The organism is Mycobacterium sp. DHQP2018-32-09, assembly GCF_058148405.1.
In genome coordinates this window covers 1-17,828 of record NZ_JBYVYK010000017.1, presented here as the reverse complement: position 1 = coordinate 17,828, position 17,828 = coordinate 1, and the positions used below count along the sequence as shown (strand labels likewise).

Annotated in this window: 18 protein-coding genes; 4 read left to right on the top strand and 14 right to left on the bottom strand. The window is 71.2% G+C overall.

Translation table 11 applies throughout. From position 1 onward, the window contains the following. Positions 1-8: 8 nt before the first annotated feature. The 3 genes from AC30CM_RS10515 to AC30CM_RS10505 are packed head-to-tail and all read right to left on the bottom strand — an operon-like array spanning position 9 to position 3,022. On the bottom strand, positions 9-1,550 hold the full coding sequence (locus AC30CM_RS10515) for a tripartite tricarboxylate transporter permease (RefSeq protein WP_490116804.1): 1,542 nt from the start codon (positions 1,548-1,550) through the stop codon (positions 9-11). Further along, complete coding sequence (locus AC30CM_RS10510) at positions 1,551-2,060, bottom strand: tripartite tricarboxylate transporter TctB family protein (RefSeq protein WP_490116803.1); 510 nt, start codon at positions 2,058-2,060, stop codon at positions 1,551-1,553. Next, on the bottom strand, positions 2,057-3,022 hold the full coding sequence (locus tag AC30CM_RS10505; protein ID WP_490116802.1) for a Bug family tripartite tricarboxylate transporter substrate binding protein: 966 nt from the start codon (positions 3,020-3,022) through the stop codon (positions 2,057-2,059). The genes AC30CM_RS10510 and AC30CM_RS10505 overlap by 4 nt, the downstream gene beginning before the upstream one ends. A 270-nt stretch (positions 3,023-3,292) precedes the next feature. Between AC30CM_RS10505 and AC30CM_RS10500 the strand changes: the two genes are divergently transcribed. From AC30CM_RS10500 to AC30CM_RS10490, 3 genes are read left to right on the top strand one after another with little or no spacing between them, the layout of a single operon-like run. Next, on the top strand, positions 3,293-4,903 hold the full coding sequence (locus tag AC30CM_RS10500) for a sensor histidine kinase (protein WP_490116874.1): 1,611 nt from the start codon (positions 3,293-3,295) through the stop codon (positions 4,901-4,903). Further along, the gene (locus AC30CM_RS10495; protein ID WP_490116801.1) at positions 4,896-5,564 is read left to right on the top strand and encodes a response regulator; all 669 of its coding nucleotides are present in this window, start codon (positions 4,896-4,898) and stop codon (positions 5,562-5,564) included. Before AC30CM_RS10500 ends, AC30CM_RS10495 begins: the two co-directional genes overlap by 8 nt. A 48-nt stretch (positions 5,565-5,612) precedes the next feature. Then, a complete protein-coding gene (locus AC30CM_RS10490) occupies positions 5,613-6,329 on the top strand; it encodes a type 1 glutamine amidotransferase (RefSeq protein WP_490116800.1) in 717 nt (238 codons plus the stop codon). Here AC30CM_RS10490 and AC30CM_RS10485 read toward each other — a convergent pair. Next, positions 6,302-7,663, bottom strand: a complete 1,362-nt coding sequence (locus tag AC30CM_RS10485; RefSeq protein ID WP_490116799.1) for a TIGR01777 family oxidoreductase — start codon at positions 7,661-7,663, stop codon at positions 6,302-6,304. The two genes, AC30CM_RS10490 and AC30CM_RS10485, sit on opposite strands and share 28 nt — an antisense overlap. Before the next feature lie 78 nt (positions 7,664-7,741). On the opposite strand from AC30CM_RS10485, the gene AC30CM_RS10480 reads away from it, so the two are divergent. Continuing rightward, on the top strand, positions 7,742-8,329 hold the full coding sequence (locus tag AC30CM_RS10480) for an alpha/beta fold hydrolase (RefSeq protein ID WP_490116798.1): 588 nt from the start codon (positions 7,742-7,744) through the stop codon (positions 8,327-8,329). A gap of 136 nt (positions 8,330-8,465) precedes the next feature. On the opposite strand, the gene AC30CM_RS10475 is transcribed toward AC30CM_RS10480, so the two are convergent. The 10 genes from AC30CM_RS10475 to murG all read right to left on the bottom strand — a co-directional run bounded on the left by AC30CM_RS10475 (position 8,466) and on the right by murG (position 17,517). Then, positions 8,466-8,966, bottom strand: coding sequence for a hypothetical protein (locus AC30CM_RS10475; RefSeq protein WP_490116797.1), 501 nt, complete (start codon positions 8,964-8,966; stop codon positions 8,466-8,468). Positions 8,967-8,981: 15 nt separating this feature from the next. Further along, positions 8,982-9,788 (bottom strand): DivIVA-like cell division protein Wag31, encoded by an 807-nt coding sequence (gene wag31 / locus AC30CM_RS10470; RefSeq protein ID WP_490116796.1) that lies wholly within the window; start codon positions 9,786-9,788, stop codon positions 8,982-8,984. A gap of 200 nt (positions 9,789-9,988) precedes the next feature. Beyond that, entirely contained in the window at positions 9,989-10,279 is a 291-nt protein-coding gene (locus AC30CM_RS10465; RefSeq protein ID WP_490116873.1) for a YggT family protein, read from the bottom strand. 136 nt (positions 10,280-10,415) lie between these two features. Then, positions 10,416-11,084, bottom strand: a complete 669-nt coding sequence (locus AC30CM_RS10460; RefSeq protein WP_490116795.1) for a cell division protein SepF — start codon at positions 11,082-11,084, stop codon at positions 10,416-10,418. Between the two features lie 65 nt (positions 11,085-11,149). After that, complete coding sequence (locus AC30CM_RS10455) at positions 11,150-11,917, bottom strand: YggS family pyridoxal phosphate-dependent enzyme (RefSeq protein ID WP_490116794.1); 768 nt, start codon at positions 11,915-11,917, stop codon at positions 11,150-11,152. Then, positions 11,914-12,618 (bottom strand): peptidoglycan editing factor PgeF, encoded by a 705-nt coding sequence (gene pgeF, locus AC30CM_RS10450; protein ID WP_490116793.1) that lies wholly within the window; start codon positions 12,616-12,618, stop codon positions 11,914-11,916. Before pgeF ends, AC30CM_RS10455 begins: the two co-directional genes overlap by 4 nt. Before the next feature lie 8 nt (positions 12,619-12,626). Next, positions 12,627-13,784: a cell division protein FtsZ gene (gene ftsZ, locus AC30CM_RS10445; protein WP_490116792.1), complete on the bottom strand. Its 1,158-nt coding sequence runs from the start codon at positions 13,782-13,784 to the stop codon at positions 12,627-12,629. 207 nt (positions 13,785-13,991) lie between these two features. After that, positions 13,992-15,035 carry a cell division protein FtsQ/DivIB gene (locus tag AC30CM_RS10440; protein ID WP_490116791.1) on the bottom strand — a complete coding sequence of 348 codons (1,044 nt, stop codon included), beginning with the start codon at positions 15,033-15,035 and terminating at the stop codon, positions 13,992-13,994. Further along, positions 15,032-16,456 carry a UDP-N-acetylmuramate--L-alanine ligase gene (murC, locus tag AC30CM_RS10435; RefSeq protein WP_490116790.1) on the bottom strand — a complete coding sequence of 475 codons (1,425 nt, stop codon included), beginning with the start codon at positions 16,454-16,456 and terminating at the stop codon, positions 15,032-15,034. The genes AC30CM_RS10440 and murC overlap by 4 nt, the downstream gene beginning before the upstream one ends. Next, positions 16,453-17,517, bottom strand: coding sequence for an undecaprenyldiphospho-muramoylpentapeptide beta-N-acetylglucosaminyltransferase (gene murG, locus AC30CM_RS10430; protein ID WP_490116872.1), 1,065 nt, complete (start codon positions 17,515-17,517; stop codon positions 16,453-16,455). Before murG ends, murC begins: the two co-directional genes overlap by 4 nt. Positions 17,518-17,828: the final 311 nt, after the last annotated feature.

The following is a 17,828-nucleotide window of genomic DNA, read 5'->3' as shown; positions in this document are numbered from 1 at the left end:
CTGCCCAATCACCGTTGCGCCGCCTTCTCACGCTGGTCTCGGTCGTCCTCGACGACCAGCAACGTCTCCTCGCTGCGATGCATCAGCCGCAGGATCAGCGGAATCAGCAGCAGCACGGCCATGGCGACGTAGGTTCCGATGGCCACCGGCTCGGTGAACAGACCGCTCCACTCCCCGCCGCCGAGCTGCAGGCTCTGCCGCAGCTGACGTTCGATGCGGGGGCCCAAGATGACGCCGATGATCAGCGGCAGCACCGGCAGCCCGAACCGACGCATCATCAACCCGAGCAACCCGAAGATCAGCAGCAGCGCCAGGTCCAGCGGTTGCACGTTGACGGCGAACGCACCCAGCGTCGCGAAGAACAGGATGCCGGCATACAGGTACGGCCGCGGCGTGCGCAGCAGCTTCGCCCACAGGGGCGCCAGCGGCAGGTTCAGCACCAGCAGCAGGAAGTTGCCGATGAACAGGCTCGCGATGAGCGTCCAGATCAGCAGCGGTTCCTTCTCGAACAGCGTGGGCCCGGGCTGGATGCCGTACGAGACGAACGCCGTGAGCATCACCGCGGCCGTGGCGTTGGTGGGCAGACCGAGGGACAGCATCGGCACCAGGGTTCCCGCCGCCGACGCGTTGTTGGCCGCCTCGGGACCCGCCACGCCCTCGATGGCCCCCTTGCCGAACTCCTCGGGGTGCTTCGAGAGCTTCTTCTCGGTGATGTAGCTCAGGAAGGTCGGCAGTTCGGCGCCGCCGGCAGGCAGCGCACCGAACGGGAAGCCGAACGCCGTGCCCCGCAGCCACGGCTTCCACGACCGGCGCCAATCGTCGCGGCCCATCCAGGGCCGCCCGACGGGGATGACGTCGGCGGGGCGCCGACGCAGGTGCGCGGCCACCCACAGCGCCTCGCCGACGGCGAAGATCGCCACCGCGATCACGACGATGTCGATGCCGTCGGACAGCTGGGCGATGCCGAACGTCGCTCGGGGCTGCCCGGTCAGGAAGTCGATGCCGACGATGCCGATCGCGAGGCCCAGCACCAGCGAGATGGCCCCGCGCAGTTTGGAGGAGCCCAGCACGGCGGTCACCGCGACGAGCGCGAACAACATGATGGCCAAGTACGACGGCGCACCGAGCGTCACCGCGAATCGCGAGATGGTGGGCGCGAACGCCGCCAGCAGCACCGTTCCGATGGTGCCCGCCACGAACGACCCGATGGCGGCGGTGGCCAGCGCCTGAGCGGCCCGGCCCGCCTTGGCCATCTTGTTGCCCTCGATGGCGGTGATCACCGACGACGACTCACCGGGAGTGTTGAGCAGGATCGACGTCGTCGACCCGCCGTACATGCCGCCGTAGAAGATGCCCGCGAACATGATGAATGCCGCGCTGGGGCTGACGCTGTAGGTGATCGGCAGCAGCAGGGCGACGGTCATGGCCGGCCCGATGCCGGGCAGGACGCCGACGGCCGTGCCCAGCAGCACGCCGATGCACGCATACAGCAGGTTCATCGGGGTGGCCGCCTCGGCGAAACCCTGGAGCAGCCAGTCGAAGTTCTCCATCTACAGAATCCCGTCCAAGATGCCTGCGGGCAGCGGGATTCCGAGCCCGGAGTAGAACGCATAGAAGCTCGCGAGCGCCAGCACGGCGCCGATCACGACGTTGCGCACGTAGTGCTTGCTGCCCAGAACCGTTGCGACACCGGCGAAGAACACCGTGCCCATGACCACCCAGCCGAGCGGGTTGACCAACAGGATCATCGCGACGAACAGCGCCACCAGCAGCCCCACCGTGCGCCAGTCACTGGGCATGTCGGGATCGATGTCCTCGCCGGCGTCGGCCTCGCCGCGCGAACCCCGCGGGATCGCCACCGCCAGCACCACGGCCAGGAGCAGGGCGGCGACACCCACGGCGATCGGGAAGAACCGCGGGCCAACGGGATCGACCTTCGCGAACCCGTCGGGCAAGCTCAGCGCGTCGTAGATCAGGAACGCCCCGACGACGACGAGCACCGCGACGACCAGGTACTGCGCATGGTCCTTGCGCTTGACCGGAGGCTCGGGCGCGTTCACAGCAGCCCCAGCTCGGTCAGCGTCGTCGAGACCCGGTCGTCCTGCTCGGTCAGGAACCGATCGAACTCCTCACCGGTCGCGAACGCGTCGGTCCATCCGTTCTTCACCAGGGCCTCCTTCCAGGCATCGGTGGCGTGTAGTTCCTCGAGCACCTTGACCAGCCGCGAGCGGTCGGACTCCGAGATTCCAGGGGGCGCAAGGATTCCGCGCCAGTTGGTGAACGTGAGGTCGATGCCCGCCTCGCGCAGCGTCGGGGCGTCGACACCCTCGACGCGCTCGTCGCCTGACACCGCCAGCACGCGGACCTGGCCGGCCTCGATCTGGTCGACGTACTCCCCCAGACCCGAGGTGCCTGCGGCGATCTTCTTGCCCAGCAGTGCCGTCAGCAGGTCGCCACCACCGTCGTAGGAGATGAAGTTGACCTTGCGCGGGTCGATGCCCGCCGCCCGGGCGGTCTCCATGGGGAACAGGTGGTCCGGGCCGCCGGGCGACGACCCGCCGCCCACGGTGATCTTCGCCGGGTCGGCCTTCCACGCGGCCACCAGGTCGGCCAGGGTGCGGAAGGGCGAGTCGGCGGGCACCAGGATGCCCTCCTGCTCTTCGACCATGCGCGCCAACGGCGTTGCGTCGGAGACCCGGGCGCTGGACCCGTTGGTGTACACGGCCCCGACGACGCCGAGGCCCATCATCATCATGAGGTCGCCGTTGCCGCGCTCGTTCATCAGCCGCGCCATGGCCACCGTGCCGCCGGCGCCGATGACGTTGAACACCTCGACGCGTCCGGTGATGTCGGCGTCCTCCATGATCTTCACCGCGGTTCTGGCGGTGAGGTCGTACCCGCCACCGGGGCTGTTGGGCACCATCATCCGCAGGCGATGCATGCCCGCAGGATCGTCACCGCGGGTGACACCGCACCCGGTGACCGCGACGGCGAGTAACGTCGCCGCTGCCAGCCACCTCATACCTCGTCGAATCATCGACACGACCGTTCCCTTCGGGTGAATGTGACGCTGAGCAATACTGTGCGGAGTGGGTGATCTGAGTCACTCTTTAGGACGCAAAGGAAGTTGTGGTCATTGAGTACACGGGCCGGGCGTACACGGACCGGGCGTACACGGACCGGGCGTACACGGACCGGGCGTACACGGACCGGGCCTACACGGGCCGGGCGCGCGTGGTCGGGGCGCCGGCTCACCGCCCGCAGTCTGGGGGGCCAGTTCCTGGTCTTCCAGCTGCTCGTGGTGGCCGTGGTCCTGGGTGCCGTCGCCGCCGTCTCGGTGGTCCAGTCGTCACACGAGTTCCGTGAGGTCCGTGGCCAGCGGATGATCGCGGTGGCGGAGAACCTGGCGTCCACGCCCATCGTGCGGGACCGGATCGTCACGGTGCACCCCGATCCCCTGATCTCGCGCGTGCTGGCTCCCGACGTCGACCGTGCCGTGGCGCTCTCGGGTGCCCGCCTCGTCGAGATCATCGCGCCGGACGGTCGCATCCGCGTCTCCTCGGACCCGTCTCGGGTCGGTCAGCAGGCCGACTTCGGACCGAGTCGCGTGGTGGAGGGCAGGGCGTGGGCGGGTGACGACGACGTCGACGGCACCCACTCCCTGCTCGGGCAGGTCCCCATCCTGTCCACCGACGGCCGCGTGCTGGCCGCGGTCTCGGTGAGCGAGCCGTATCCGTCGACGTGGCAACTGCTCAGCGGCGCCGGCGAACGCCTACTGGTGTACCTGGGGCTCGGGGCCGCGCTGGGGCTGATCGCGTCGTGGCTGCTGTCGCGACGCATCAAGCGGCACACCCGCGGTCTCGACGTCACCGAGATCGCGAGCCTCGCCGATCACCGAGAAGCGCTGCTGCACAGCATCCGCGAGGGCGTCGTCGCGGTGAACACCGACGGCGTGGTGACGCTGCTCAACGACAGCGCACAGGACCTGCTGGACGTGGGCCCCGACGCCGTGGGCCGGCACGTCGACGACATCGGCATGGATCCGGAGGTGCGCCGCTTCCTGCTCTCCGGTGACGAGCGAAGCGACGTCGTGATCACCACCAGGACAAGGGTTTTGGCGCTCAACCGCCGCGCCGCGAGCACGCGCGGGGAGCGCATCGGTACCGTCACCACGATGCGCGACAGCACCGAGCTGGCCTCGATGCAGGCGCAGCTGTCGTCGCACAAGAGCGTCACCGACACGCTGCGCGCCCAGACCCACGAATTCGCCAACCAACTGCACACCATCTCCGGACTGGTGCAGCTGGCCGAGTTCGACGCCGTGCGCGATCTCGTCGGCACGCTGACCCGCCGCCGCGCCGCGATCAGCGACGCGGTGACCCGGCACGTGTCCGACCCCGCCGTGGCGGCGCTGCTGATCGCCAAGACGACACTGGCGGCCGAGAGCGGCGTGGCCCTGGAGATCGATCCGTCGAGCCATCTCGGCGCGCTGGACCCGGCGTTGGCCACCGACGTGATCACCGTGCTGGGCAACCTGATCGACAACGCCGTCGACGTGTCCGAGGGCTCGCCGCACGCCGTGGTCACCGTGACGGTCCGCGATGGCGACGGCTTGGTGATCACCGTGGCCGATTCCGGCCCCGGCGTGCCCGAGCATCTCCGTGAGTCGATCTTCGCCAGGGGCATCACGTCGAAGCCCGACGTTCCCGGCGGCCGCGGCATCGGGCTGGCGCTGGTGCGGTTGGTGAGCGCCCAGCTTGGCGGCACGGTGACGGTATCCGACGGCGCCGCCCCCGGCGCGGTGTCCGACGGCGCCGCTCCCGGCGCGGTGTCCGACGGCGCCGCTCCCGGCGCGGTCTTCGAGGTCCGGCTGCCGCCGTCACGGGTCAGCGCCCATGCGTGACGTTCTCGTCGTCGACGACGACTTCATGGTCGCCGACATCCACCGCCGATTCGTCGAGCGCGTCGACGGCTTCCGGCCCGTCGGCGTGGCACACACCGGCGCCGATGCGCTGGACCAGGTCGCGGCGCTGGAACCGGACCTGGTGCTGCTCGACGTCTACCTGCCCGACATGTCCGGTCTCGAGGTGCTGCACCGGCTACGGGGACGCGGCGACCGCGTCGGCGTCATCATGATCACCGCCGCCCGCGAGCAGGACACGGTCGCAGGGGCACTCGACGGCGGCGCCGCCGACTACCTGATCAAGCCCTTCGACTTCGACCAGCTGCAGGGCAAGCTGACGGCGTTCGCGGCCAGGATGGACGCGCTGGCCTCGGCCGGCGGCGTCGACCAGTCGCTGATCGACGCGCTGTTCGGCGGTGCGGTGCCGACCCGGCCGGAACAGCTGCCCAAGGGTCTCGGCGCCGAGACCGGCCGCGTGGTGCTCGCCGCGGTGCGCTCGGCCGGTGAGGTGTCGGCGGCGGAATGTGCCGAGGCCGTAGGGATCTCACGGGTGAGCGCCCGCCGCTACCTCGAGCACTATCTCGGGACCGGCGATCTGGAGCTGCGGCTGCAGTACGGCGCCGGCCGCCCCGAGCGGCGTTACCGCGTCGCCGCCCGCTGACCCCGCTCCCCCGCCGCGGCGGGAACCGGCATGGGCGAGAATGGGGCCGTGGCACGCAAAGTCCTGTTCGTCGTCAACGATCCCGTGGCACCGCCGGGAATGCTCGCCGACGTGTTCGCCGAGCTGGGTTACGACCTCGAGGTGTTCACCGTGGTCCCGCCGGAGCGGGGTGCCGACCCCGTCGTCACCGTGGAGTTCCCCGACCCGTTGCACCACGACGTGGTGGTCTCGCTGGGTGCGCGCTGGTCGGCCTACGACGAGCGCCTGATCGACGGCTGGGTGGCCGACGAGATGGCACTGATCAGAGCCGCCGACGCCGCTGGCGTGGGCGTGCTTGGGGTGTGCTTCGGCGGGCAGCTGGTGGCACAGGCGTTCGGCGGGACGGTGACGCGCTCGCAGGCCCCGGAGGTCGGGTGGTTCGACGTCACCAGCGACCGGCCGTCGCTGGTGCCCCCGGGGCCGTGGTTCCAATGGCACTTCGACCGTTTCGATCCCCCGCCGGGGGCCGTCGAGGTGGCCCGCAACGTGCGCGCCTCCCAGGGGTTCGTGATCGGCCGCAGCGTCGGGCTGCAGTTCCATCCCGAGCTGGATGCGCCGCTGCTGGACGCCTGGCTGGCCAACGATCCCCAAGACCTCGAGGCGCTGGGTCTCGACGCCGACCAGATGCGTGCGACCACGCGGGACGTGGAGTCGGACGCGCGGTCGCGGCTACGCCTGCTGGTACGCGGCTTCCTCGATCACGTGGAGGCGGCGCGACCCAGCTGATGGGCCAGCGCAGCCCGCAGGTCCGGGTGCCGGAAGCGGTGCCCCAGACCGTCGAGCGCTGCGGCGACGACGCGCTGGTCGGCCTCGGCGAGTTCGCGGACCCCCTGGGAGCCCAGCAGCAACCGGGGCCCGAACGACGGCACCGGCAGCACCGCTGGCCGGTGCAGCACCGACGCCAGCACCCTGGTGTACTCGTCGTTGCGCACGGGGTGGGGTGCCACGGCGTTGACCGGTCCGCGGACCCGGTCGTCCCACAGCGCCCGGTAGTACACGTCGAGCAGGTCGTCGATGCCGATCCACGACAACCACTGCCTGCCGCTACCGAGGCGGCCGCCCAGCCCGGCACTGAACAGCGGATGCAGCAGTCGTAGCGTGCCGCCCGCGGCGGCCTGAACGATGCCGGTACGCACCGCGACGGTGCGCAGCCCGGCGTTTGCGGCGGGTGCCGTGGCCGCCTCCCAGTCCGCGACGACGTCGGCCAGGAACCCGGTGCCGCGCCCGGAGTCCTCGGTGAGTTGCTCGTCGCCGCGGTCGTAGCCGTAGAACCCGATGGCCGAGGCGCTGACGAACGTCGCCGGGCCGCCGGTGCGGGCCGCCAGCTCGGCGAGTTTGCGGGTGGGTTCGATGCGGCTGTCCCGGATGGCTCGCCGATGCGCCTCGGTGAACCGGCCCGCGATCGAGGCGCCCGCCAAGTGCACCACCGCGTCGACGCCGTCGAGCAGATCCGCTGCGGGCTCATCCGGATTCCACTGCCGCTCAAAAGCATTCGTCGACGGGTGCCGGACCAGCCGCACCACGCGGTGGCCGCCGGTGCTCAGCAGCGCACACAGCGCCGTGCCCACCAGACCCGACGCCCCGGTGACCGCGATCGTCATGGAGCCGGCGCCCGCAGCGGCCGCGTCGCGATGGGCCGCCAGGTCGTCGGCCAACTGGCGATGCCGGTAGTCGAACGTGGACCGCAGCGCGGCCCCGGGGACCGTCGTCTCGACCCGGTCGCGGACCCAGGTGGTTCCCGGCGTCGGGCCCTCGGCGAAGCCGTGCGTGTGCCGCCAATACCCGATGATCCGGGGCGGCAGGGACCGCAGCCCGGACGACGACAGCTCGTCGACGAACCGATGTGGCGGGTCGTAGGCCTCCGCGTCGTGCTGCGCGATCCAGCGCAGGCCACCCGGGAGGCCCAACACCGCCTGGCCGTCGGCCAGCGAGTCCGCCTCGGCGATGACCGACATGGGCTGCCACGGCGGCACCAGCCGGCGCATCGCCCCTGGCCTGGCGTGCCAGGCGAAGACGTCTTCGAGGGGGTGGTCGACGAGGCACTCGGTTTCGATTCCCACGTCCATGATTCGTCGCCGTGCGGCGCGCGGATGGGTGCGCGCGCCAAACCGGAGCGCGATCGGTTCCGAATCACCGGGGTGAGAACCTCCATCGACGCGGCCGTGCTGGTGTTGCCCGGCGGCAAGCCCGTCAGCACCGCGGCGTCTCGGCCGTGGCAGCTGGCCAACGTCCGGGTGAACCTGCTGGCCGGGGCGCTGCGCCGGCGGCTGGGTCCCCGCGTCGAGGTGCGGCTGGTCCGCTACCGGCTGCGGGGGTGGAACGCCGACCGCCTCGACGCCGTGACCGATGCCCGGCGCGCGCTGGCCGAGCTGCGTGACCGGCTGCCCGCCGAACGGCTGGTGGTGGTGGGCCATTCGATGGGCGGCCGGGTGGCTGCCCACCTCGCACGGGACGTGGGTGCCGTCGCCGCGCTGGCCCCGTGGTGGCCGCAGGGTGATGCCGACCTGATCCCCGCGGGACGGCGGCTGCTCGTGATGCACGGCTCGGCCGACACGTGGACCGATCCGGTCGCGGCACGGTCTCAGACCGACCGTGCGCGGTCTCGCGGCGTGGACGCCCACTGGGTGCCGGTGCCGGGGGGCGGCCACTTCATGCTGCGGCCCTACGCGTTGTGGCACCGCACGGTCGCGGACTTCGTGCTGGCCGGTCTCGCGTTCCGACCCTAGGCCGGCGACCGGTGGCGCTCGATCACGTCAACGATGCCGTCCTCGTCGGCGACGTGAAAGGTCGTGGGCCAGTTGGTGATCTGGCCTCCGGGAAGAGGGCCGGCGCTCCAACCAGTCGGTGATCGTGAACGACCGGCTAGTCCCGCTTCGTCGTCTCGGCGTCGGGCGAGGGGTCGGCGGCCGCCCGGTTCTCCCCATCGGCCGCCGTGTCCGTGGCCTCGTCGGCGGCGGCCTCGGCGGTCACCTCGGACTCGCCCTCGAAACCGGGTTCGGAATCGGGCTCGGAATCGGGCTCGGAACCGGTCTCCGGTTCCGGGTGCACGGCGATGGCCGAGGTCTGCGCCTCGGTGTCGCGACCGGCGTCGTCGTCCGGATAGTCCACCGGCGGGGTGGCGATGACGGCCGTGTGGGCGTCGTCGCCGGGCACCCCGTCGGCGTCGTCGGTGCCCTCGCCGGTGTCCGACGTGCCGTCACCGGCGTCGCGCGAGCGGTCGCGCAGGGCGTCAACGATGAGGAGCACGACCCCGATGACGCTGGCTCCGATGCACACCCACGCGATCAGCTCGTTGCTCGTCACGACCGCCGTGACGAGCGCGGCCAACCCGATGACGGCGAGGACGAGCGCGACGATGAGCACGGTTGGGCCGATCGGTTAGTTATTGCCCCGGTTGAACTGGTTGAAGCCGCCGTCGTTGCCCGCGGTCGAGTCGACGGGAGCGGCGGAGCCGCGCTGGCCCAACTCCTCCAGCTGCGATTCCAGGTAGGTCTTGAGGCGGGTGCGGTACTCGCGCTCGAAGGTGCGCAGCTGCTCCAGGCGGCCTTCCAGCACGGTGCGCTGCTGGTTGATGGTGCCCATGATCTCGGAGTGCTTGCGTTCGGCGTCGGCCTGCAGGGCGTCGGCCTTCTCCTGCGCCTGACGCAGCTGGGTCTCCGAGCGCGTCTGGGCGTCGAGCAGCATGGCGTCCGAGCGCTGCTTGGCATCGGCGATGGTGGCCTCGGCCTTCTGGCGGGCCTCGCTCACCATCATGTCGGCCTGGGTGCGCGCATCCGAGAGCATCTTGTCCGACTCCGCCTTGGCGGTGCCGGTGAGACGGTCGGCGGTCTCCTGGGCGAGGCTGAGCACCTTGGCCGCCCGCATCGCGGACTCCTCGCTCTGCGCGGGCGTGGGTGCCTGGTAGGCCGGCTGCTGCTGGGGGGCGACCGGCTCGGGCTCGGGCTCGCGCTCGGGCTCCTGGTAGACGGGCGCGGCCTGCGCGCCGCCGCCGGAACGGGCCGCGGCGAGTTCGGAATCCAGCTCCCCCACGCGCTGGCGCAGGTCGGCGTTCTCCTCGATGAGGCGGCTCAGCTCGTTCTCGACGAGGTCGAGGAACGCGTCGACCTCATCCTCGTTGTAGCCACGCTTGCCGATGGGCGGCTTGCTGAATGCGACATTGTGAACGTCGGCGGGTGTGAGCGGCATTGTCTGCCCCCTTGGAGTCTGGACCGTCAACCGGTTTCAAAGTGTAAAGCCATGGTGGTAGTAACTGGCGTCCATCCTGTCACAGTGGACCCGGCGGTTGCATATGAGGTCGCGAATTGGAACCGAATTACATTGGTGCAATTCATCGTTCAATTGATAATCCGCGTGATAATCCGCCTGGCAAAGCGAAATGCCCACTCCTAGACGGCCGCTCCGAACGCCAACTGCATGCCGATGAACGCCAGCAGCAACAACACCATGATCGACAGGTCGAAACGCACCGCACCTATCGTGAGCTGCGGGATGAGCCGGCGCAGCAACTTCACGGGCGGGTCGGTGAGGGTCAAGATGATCTCCAGGACCACCACGGTGGCGCCGCTGGGACGCCAATCCCTACTGAACGAACGGATGAACTCCACGACGACCCTGGCGATCAACAACAGCCAGAAGACGAACAGCGCGAAGCCGAGAACTTGGAAGAACAGCGCCAACGGGGCGACCTCACTCGGGTGCAGTGTGGGAGATGGTGACACGCGCGCGGGACCGGAGTACCGCGACGGGGTTCGGCTGTCAGCCTACCCGTCCCGCCCGCGTGGGCTCCGTACTGCGTGAGCGGTGGAGACGGGGCTACTGGTAGGCGTAGAAGCCGGCTTCGGCGATCCGGCGCCGCTCCTCGGCGCTGACGTCGACGTCGGCCGGTGAGAGCAGGAACACCTTGGTGGCCACCTTGTCGAACGAACCACGCAGGGCGAAGGCGAGCCCGGCGGCGAAGTCCACGAGGCGCTTGGCGTCGGCGTTGTCCATCGAGACCAGGTCCATGATGACCGGGGTGCCGTCCCGGAAGCGTTCGCCGATGGTGCGGGCTTCGCTGTAATCCTTGGGGCGCAACGTCATGATCTTGGCCAGCGGGCTGCCGGCCTCGAACAGTTCGGCCATGCGCCGGGGCTCCATGGCGACCGCACCACGGGTCGCCCCGCGCAGGGTGTTGAAGCGCGGCCGCTCGAACTCGCGGCGGGCACCGCGGAAGGGGGCCTCGTCGGCATAGCCGGCACCGCGGTACGCGGCCGGCGCGGGGTCCATCTCGCGTCCGAACTCACGCTCGAATTCCCTTGCACCCAAGCGCTCTTCGTAGCCACGGGGCTCCATCCGGCCGTACGACTCGTCCTCGAAGCGCTCCTCGCGGGCCCGGCGGGGGTAGGGGCGCGCAGCGCGCTCCTCGTCCTCGTAGTACTCGTCTTCGTAATCGTCCATCGGTGCCATACCGAAGTAGGCCTTGACCTTGTGCAACGTGCTCATCTAAGGACCCTTCTGATGACTGTGGTTCGTGATGTCTGTGATGAAGGTGTGACTCGTGTGACTACTCAGGGTGACGTTAGCGGGCGTTGCCCCATGAGCGCGGTTCCGACACGCACACACGTGGAGCCGTGTTGCACCGCCACCTCGAGGTCCCCGGACATCCCCGCCGACAGCCCCAGCCGCTGCCCGAACGACCGCTGCACGCGGTCGCGTTCGGCCGCCAACCGCGCGAACGCGTCGCCGGCATCGACGTCCAGCGGCGGAATGGCCATCAAGCCAACGAATTCCAGACCCTCGGTGGAATCGGCCGCACCGCACACGTCGTCGAGCAGCGCGGTGTCCGCCACGTCGACGCCACTGCGCCCCGGATCACCGTCCAGACTCACCTGCACGAAGATGCGCAGCGGCTCGGCCCGGGCCCCGTCGGCCAATGCCGCCACCGCTCCCCTGCCGAGCGCGGCGACCAGCGCAGCCGAATCGACCGAGTGCGCGGTGTGCGCCCACGCCGCAACCGCGCGCGCCTTGTTGCGCTGAATGCGCCCCACCATGTGCCAGCGAATTCGCGACGCCTCGTCCAGCGCCGAATCCGGCGAATCCGGAGTCACCTCGTGCCGCACCTCGAGGATCTTCTTCGACGCCTCTTGCTCACGCGATTCGCCGAATGCGCGACACCCCAAGCGATACAACTCGACGACGTCGGACGCCGGAAAGAATTTCGTCACCGGAAGCAATTCCACGTCGCCGTCGGGGCGCCCGGCGGCCCGGGTCGCCCGGGCGAGGCGCTCCCGCAAGCCCGCCAGCGCGGTCGCCAGTTCGTCTGCCCGGGCGGTCATTCCATCCACACCAATGAAGCCAGCCGCCCCGTCGGCGCGCCCCGCCGATGACTGAACAGCGTCGGATCGCTCACCGTGCAGCGCGGATCCACGTCCACCGCGGTCACCCCCAGGTCGCGCAGCTGCCGCGCCAGGCCCGCCCGGATGTCCAGGCCGGGCGTGCCGCGCTCGGTCGTCGTCCGGCTGCCCGGCAGCGCCGCCTCCACCTCGTCGGCCATCGCCGCGGGCACCTCGTACTTGGCGCCGCTGACCGCAGGACCGAGCAGCACCGACACGTCGGCGACGGCGGCTCCCAGCCGCACCATCGCCTCGACCGTGCGCACCACGACGCCGTGCTGAGCGCCCACCCGGCCCGCATGCACCGCGCCGATCACCCCGGCGCGCGCGTCGGCCAGCAGCACCGGCACGCAGTCGGCGCTCAACACCGCGAGGGCCAGTCGACGGGTCGTCGTCACCATCGCATCGGCATCGGCGACCGTGGGGCCCGGCCCGTCGACCTCCACCACGCGGTCGGAGTGCACCTGGTGCATCCACCGCACCCCGTCGTCACCCAGACCCGTGGAACGCGCCAGCCGCCGCCGGTTGGCGGCGACGGCGGCCGGATCGTCACCCACGTGGTCGCCCAGGTTGAACGCGTCGTACGGCGGTTTGGACACCCCGCCCGCCCGGGTCGTCGTGACGCGGCGAATGCGGACGCTCACCGCTGCGGTCAGTGCCGCATGAACGGCGGCACGTCGACGTCGTCGTCGGCGATGCCGTCGTCTCCGCCGCCACCGATGCTCACCGTCGCGCCGTTGGTGTGCACCGGCACGCTCGCGGGATCGTTCGACTCGCCGAACGGTGAGGACACCTTGCCCGCACGACCCTGCGCGATGTTGCCCGCACCGGGCGCCGCGCCGGCGACCGGCTTGCGGCTGGGGCCCGTCGAGTCGAAGCCGGCCGCGATGACCGTGACGCGCACCTCGTCGCCCAGCGAGTCGTCGATGACGGTGCCGAAGATGATGTTGGCGTCCTGGTGGGCGGCATCCTGCACCAGCGAGGCGGCCTCGTTGATCTCGAACAGCCCCAGATCGCTCCCGCCGGCGACCGACAGCAGCACGCCCTGGGCGCCCTCCATCGACGCTTCCAGCAGCGGCGAGTTGATCGCGATCTCGGCGGCCTTCAACGCCCGGCCGTCACCGCGCGCCGAGCCGATGCCCATGAGCGCGGTACCCGCTCCGCTCATGACGCCCTTGACGTCGGCGAAGTCGACGTTGATCAGACCGGGGGTCGTGATCAGGTCGGTGATGCCCTGCACGCCGTTGAGCAGCACCTCGTCGGCACTGCGGAACGCGTCCATCAGCGACACCGCGGCGTCGCCCATCTGCAGCAGCCGGTCGTTGGGGATGACGATGAGCGTGTCGCAGCTCTCGCGCAGCGCGGTGATGCCGTTCTCGGCCTGGTTCGACCGGCGCTTGCCCTCGAACGAGAACGGTCGCGTGACGACGCCGACGGTCAGCGCACCGAGCTTGCGCGCGATGGTCGCGACGACGGGCGCGCCACCGGTGCCGGTGCCACCGCCCTCGCCCGCGGTGACGAACACCATGTCGGCGCCGCGGAGCAGCTCCTCGATGTCGTCCTTGGCGTCCTCGGCGGCCTTGCGTCCGACCTCGGGGTCGGCGCCTGCGCCGAGACCCCTGGTGGAGTCGCGGCCGACGTCGAGCTTGACGTCGGCATCGCTCATCAACAGCGCCTGGGCGTCGGTGTTGATCGCGATGAACTCGACGCCCTTGAGGCCCTGTTCGATCATGCGGTTGACGGCATTCACGCCGCCGCCACCGATGCCGACCACCTTGATGACGGCGAGATAGTTGTGCGGGGGCGTCATGGGTCGCCTTCCTCCCTCATTGCCTACATGGGTGCCCGAAACCCTCAACCTCAACCATAGGGTTATAGTTATGTCAAGTAGTTCCGCGCAACCAGAACGGTAGGGCCACTTGCCGGACGGTGCGCGCAGGCGCGCCGAAAGTCGCGTGCGAATTCTCGTGTCGCGCCCGTTTCGGCGCGGCGGCCGACGAGCACGCGGCCACCACGATCACTTGACCGTGGGCAGGTCCGGACTCGACACGTCGTAGGTGTGCCCCGGCTGGGTCAACAGCGCCCCCAACTTGAGCGCCTTCTCCTCCGTGCGATCGGTGGTCCCCCACACCACGTCCCGACCGTCGAACAACTTCAGCGTGATCGACGCCACCGATGGCGCGGCGATACGGCTCACCTGCCCGGCCACCTCCGGCCGCAGCGACGACAGCACCTGCAGCGCCGCCCGCGTCGGCGCGCTGTTGGGCCCCGGATCGTCCACGTCGAGGTACGGCAGCCCCGGGGGCGGTGCGCCCGTGGCGAAGTCGACGCCGTCCCGGTCGAACAGGTGCGGACCGTCCGGATAGTCCTTCATGGCCACCGGCACACGCTCCACCACCGTGATGCGCAGCGTCGACGGGTACTCCCGCTGCACCCGCGCGCTCGCGACGCGCCGAATCGTCGCCACGCGCTCGGCGACGGCGTCGGTGTCGATCTGCAGCAGCGGCGTGTCCGGAGCGATCGCGGCCGCCTGCTCCACCTCCGCCTGCGGGATCTCGACCAGGCCGGTGATCACCACGTCGCGCGCCGACATGATCGGCGTGAAGTACAACAGCAGCCCGCCGCCCACGACGACGACGCTCACCACCGCCGTCCACATCAGGGCCTTCAGACCCCGGATCAGCCCGCGCGCAGGGCGTTTCGGCTCCGCGGTCGTGATGCCCGCAGCCTTGCGCTTGGCCTCCCGCCGGGCGTTCTCGATCGCGACGGCCCTGGCCTGCGCGGCGCGGCGCTCCTCACGTTCGCGACGAGCCCGTCGCCGGGGGCCCTCGAAGTCCTCCTCGTCGGCCGCGTCGCCCGCCTCGGCCGCCTCGCTCGCTGCCCCCGACTCCCCCGCGGGCCCCGACTCCCCCGCGGGCCCTGGATCGGCCGCGTCCGCAGCCGCCGGGTCACCCGTCCCGGGGTCGGGCGCGCCGGGGTCGGTCCCCCCGGCGCCGGCGGCCGCGATGTCGACCGGCTCGTCGACGGTCGCGTCGTCGCCGGGTTCCCTCGGACCCGTCATCGCCGCATGGCGCGCTCGGTCAGCGCCGCCAGGATCTCCCGCCCCAGCAGCGTCACGTCGCCGGCGCCCATCGTCACCACCACGTCGCCGGGATGCGCCGCGGCCGCCACCCGGTCCGCCACGGCCGAGAAGTCCGGCACGTAGTGACAGCGCGCGCTCACGTGCTCGGCGATCGAGCCGCCGCTGACGCCGGCGATGGGTTGCTCGCGCGCGGCGTAGACGTCCAGCACGAACACCTCGTCCGCCACCGACAGCGCGGCGGCGAACTGGTCGGCGAACGTCTCCGTGCGCGAGTACAGGTGCGGCTGGAACACCACGATCGAACGGCCGTCGCCGGCGACCGACCGCAGCGCCTCCAGGTTCACGCGCACCTCGGTGGGATGGTGGGCGTAGTCGTCGAACACCCGTACCCCGGCCGCCGTGCCCACCGCCTCGAACCGGCGACGCGTGCCCTCGAAGCCGGCCAGCCCGTCGACCACCGACGCCACGTCGGCGCCCGCCGCGACCGCCGCCAGCGCGGCCGCCACCGCATTGAGCGCCATGTGCCTGCCGGGCACCGCGAGCCGGATCGCCCGCGGCACGCTCTCGCCGGCGAACCGCACCGTGGCGACGCCGCCGGTGCCCTGCTGCTCCCACTGCAGGAGCGCACCGGCCAGCGCCGGATCGTCGCCGCTGCCGTAGCGCAGCACCGTCACGCCGCGCTCGGTGGCGCGCCGCGCCACCGCGGCCGCGCCGGGATCGTCGACACACGCCACCAGCACCCCGCCCGGTTTCAGCCGTGCGACGAAGTCGTCGAACACCGCCGCGTAGGCCTCGGGCGTTCCGAAGAAGTCGAGGTGGTCGGCCTCGACGTTGGTCACCACCGCCACGTCGGGCGCGTACTGCAGCAGCGAGCCGTCACTCTCGTCGGCCTCCGCCACGAAGTGATGCCCGCTGCCGTGGTGGGCGTTGGTGCCGGCCTGACCCAGGTCGCCGCCGATCGCGAACGACGGGTCGAGACCACCGTGCTGCAACGCGACGACGATCATCGACGTCGTCGTGGTCTTGCCGTGCGTGCCGGTCACCAGCACCGTCGTGTAGCCGGCCATGAGCTTGGCCAGCACCACCGGCCGCATCACCACCGGGATGTCGCGCCGCCGCGCTTCCACCAGTTCCGGGTTGTCCTGCGGGATCGCCGCCTGCGTGCTCACCACGGTCGTGGGGCCGCCGGGGAGGTCGTCGAGAGCCGTCGCGTCGTGCCCGATGCGGACGGTGGCGCCTCGGGCCCGCAGGGCGGCGACACCGCGCGACTCCTTGGCATCCGACCCGGACACCGCCGCACCCCGATCGAGCAGGATCCGCGCGATGCCGGACATGCCGGCGCCACCGATGCCCACCATGTGCACGCGCCGGAGTTCGTCGGGCAGCTCGGGCGCGCTCATCGCGTCGTCACCGCGCGGCGCTCGCCGGCCACCGCCAGCGCGATCTCGGCGACCCGGCGAGCCGCGTCCCGGTGACCCGCCCGCGCGGCGGCGCTCGTCATCGCGGCCAACCGGTCGTCGTCGGACAGCAGCGTCGCCACGGTCTGGGCGACGAACCGCGGCGACAGGTCGGCGTCGTCGACCAGCAGTCCGCCACCGGCGTCGACCACCGGCCGTGCGTTGAGGCGCTGCTCCCCGTTGCCGATCGGCAGCGGCACGTACACGGCGGGCAACCCCACCGCGCTCACCTCCGCCACCGTCATGGCACCCGAGCGGCAGATCGCCAGGTCGGCGGCCGCATACGCCAAGTCCATGCGCGACAGGTACGGCACCGCCACGTACGGCGGGGCGCCCGCGGCGGCGGGCAGCTCGAGGGTGTTCTTGGGGCCGTGCGCGTGCAGCACGGCGACGCCCGCCGCGGCCAGGTCGGCGGCGGCACCCGCGACGGCGCGGTTGATCGACTGCGCACCCTGCGACCCGCCGAACACCAGCAGCACCCGGTCGTCGTCGGCGAACCCGAAGTGAGCGCGCGCCTGCGCCCGCAGCGCGGCGCGGTCCAGGGCGGTGATGGTGTCCCGCACCGGCACCCCCACCACCTCGACCCCGCGCAGCCCGGGCTCCGGGACGGCCGAGAGCACGCGGCACGCGGAGCGCGCACCGACCTTGTTGGCCCATCCGGCACTGGCGTTGGCCTCGTGCACCACGACGGGTATCGCCCGGCGGCGCCACGCACCCCCGCGGGCGGCGAGGTAGGCGGGCAGCGCCACGTAGCCGCCGAAGCCGATCACGACGTCGGCATGGACGCCGTCGAGCACCGCCCTGGTCTCGCGGACGGCCCGGCGCACGCGCATCGGAAGGCGCAGCAGGTCGCCCGACGGCTTGCGCGGCAGCGGGACCGGGGTGATCAACTCCAAGTCATAACCGCGTTCGGGCACCAACCGCGTCTCCAGGCCGCGATGGGTGCCCAAGGCCGTGATCTGCGTGTCGGGTGCCAGCGCCACCAGGGCGTCGGCCACGGCCATCGCGGGTTCGACGTGGCCCGCAGTGCCACCACCGGCGAGCACGACCGATATCGCCTGCCCCCGAGGCCCCGATGTAGCGGCGTCGTTCACCCGTAACGCTGGCCTTCCAGTGAGCGGGCCGCACGGCCCGATTGGCGTTGACGGCCTCCATGATGCACTGCTTCGCTGGAACGACGGTCGCCCGCCTGCCCGGAGCGGACCCGGGGTGCGCGCACCTGACGGGCCGCGCGCTGCGGTTGCGCCTCACCCCGCCCGTGGTCGCGGGTCCGCGCCGCGCCGTCCCTGCTACCGGACGCGCCGCCGGCCCGCGC

Excerpts from the sequence above, each read along its gene's own strand:
- AC30CM_RS10515 (WP_490116804.1), bottom strand. The coding sequence starts at position 1,550 with ATGGAGAACTTCGACTGGCTGCTCCAGGGTTTCGCCGAGGCGGCCACC.
- AC30CM_RS10505 (WP_490116802.1), bottom strand. The coding sequence starts at position 3,022 with ATGAGGTGGCTGGCAGCGGCGACGTTACTCGCCGTCGCGGTCACCGGG.
- AC30CM_RS10495 (WP_490116801.1), top strand. The coding sequence starts at position 4,896 with ATGCGTGACGTTCTCGTCGTCGACGACGACTTCATGGTCGCCGACATC.
- wag31 (WP_490116796.1), bottom strand. The coding sequence starts at position 9,788 with ATGCCGCTCACACCCGCCGACGTTCACAATGTCGCATTCAGCAAGCCG.
- AC30CM_RS10460 (WP_490116795.1), bottom strand. The coding sequence starts at position 11,084 with ATGAGCACGTTGCACAAGGTCAAGGCCTACTTCGGTATGGCACCGATG.
- AC30CM_RS10455 (WP_490116794.1), bottom strand. The coding sequence starts at position 11,917 with ATGACCGCCCGGGCAGACGAACTGGCGACCGCGCTGGCGGGCTTGCGG.
- ftsZ (WP_490116792.1), bottom strand. The coding sequence starts at position 13,784 with ATGACGCCCCCGCACAACTATCTCGCCGTCATCAAGGTGGTCGGCATC.
- AC30CM_RS10440 (WP_490116791.1), bottom strand. The coding sequence starts at position 15,035 with ATGACGGGTCCGAGGGAACCCGGCGACGACGCGACCGTCGACGAGCCG.
- murC (WP_490116790.1), bottom strand. The coding sequence starts at position 16,456 with ATGAGCGCGCCCGAGCTGCCCGACGAACTCCGGCGCGTGCACATGGTG.
- murG (WP_490116872.1), bottom strand. The coding sequence starts at position 17,517 with ATGGCCGTGGCCGACGCCCTGGTGGCGCTGGCACCCGACACGCAGATC.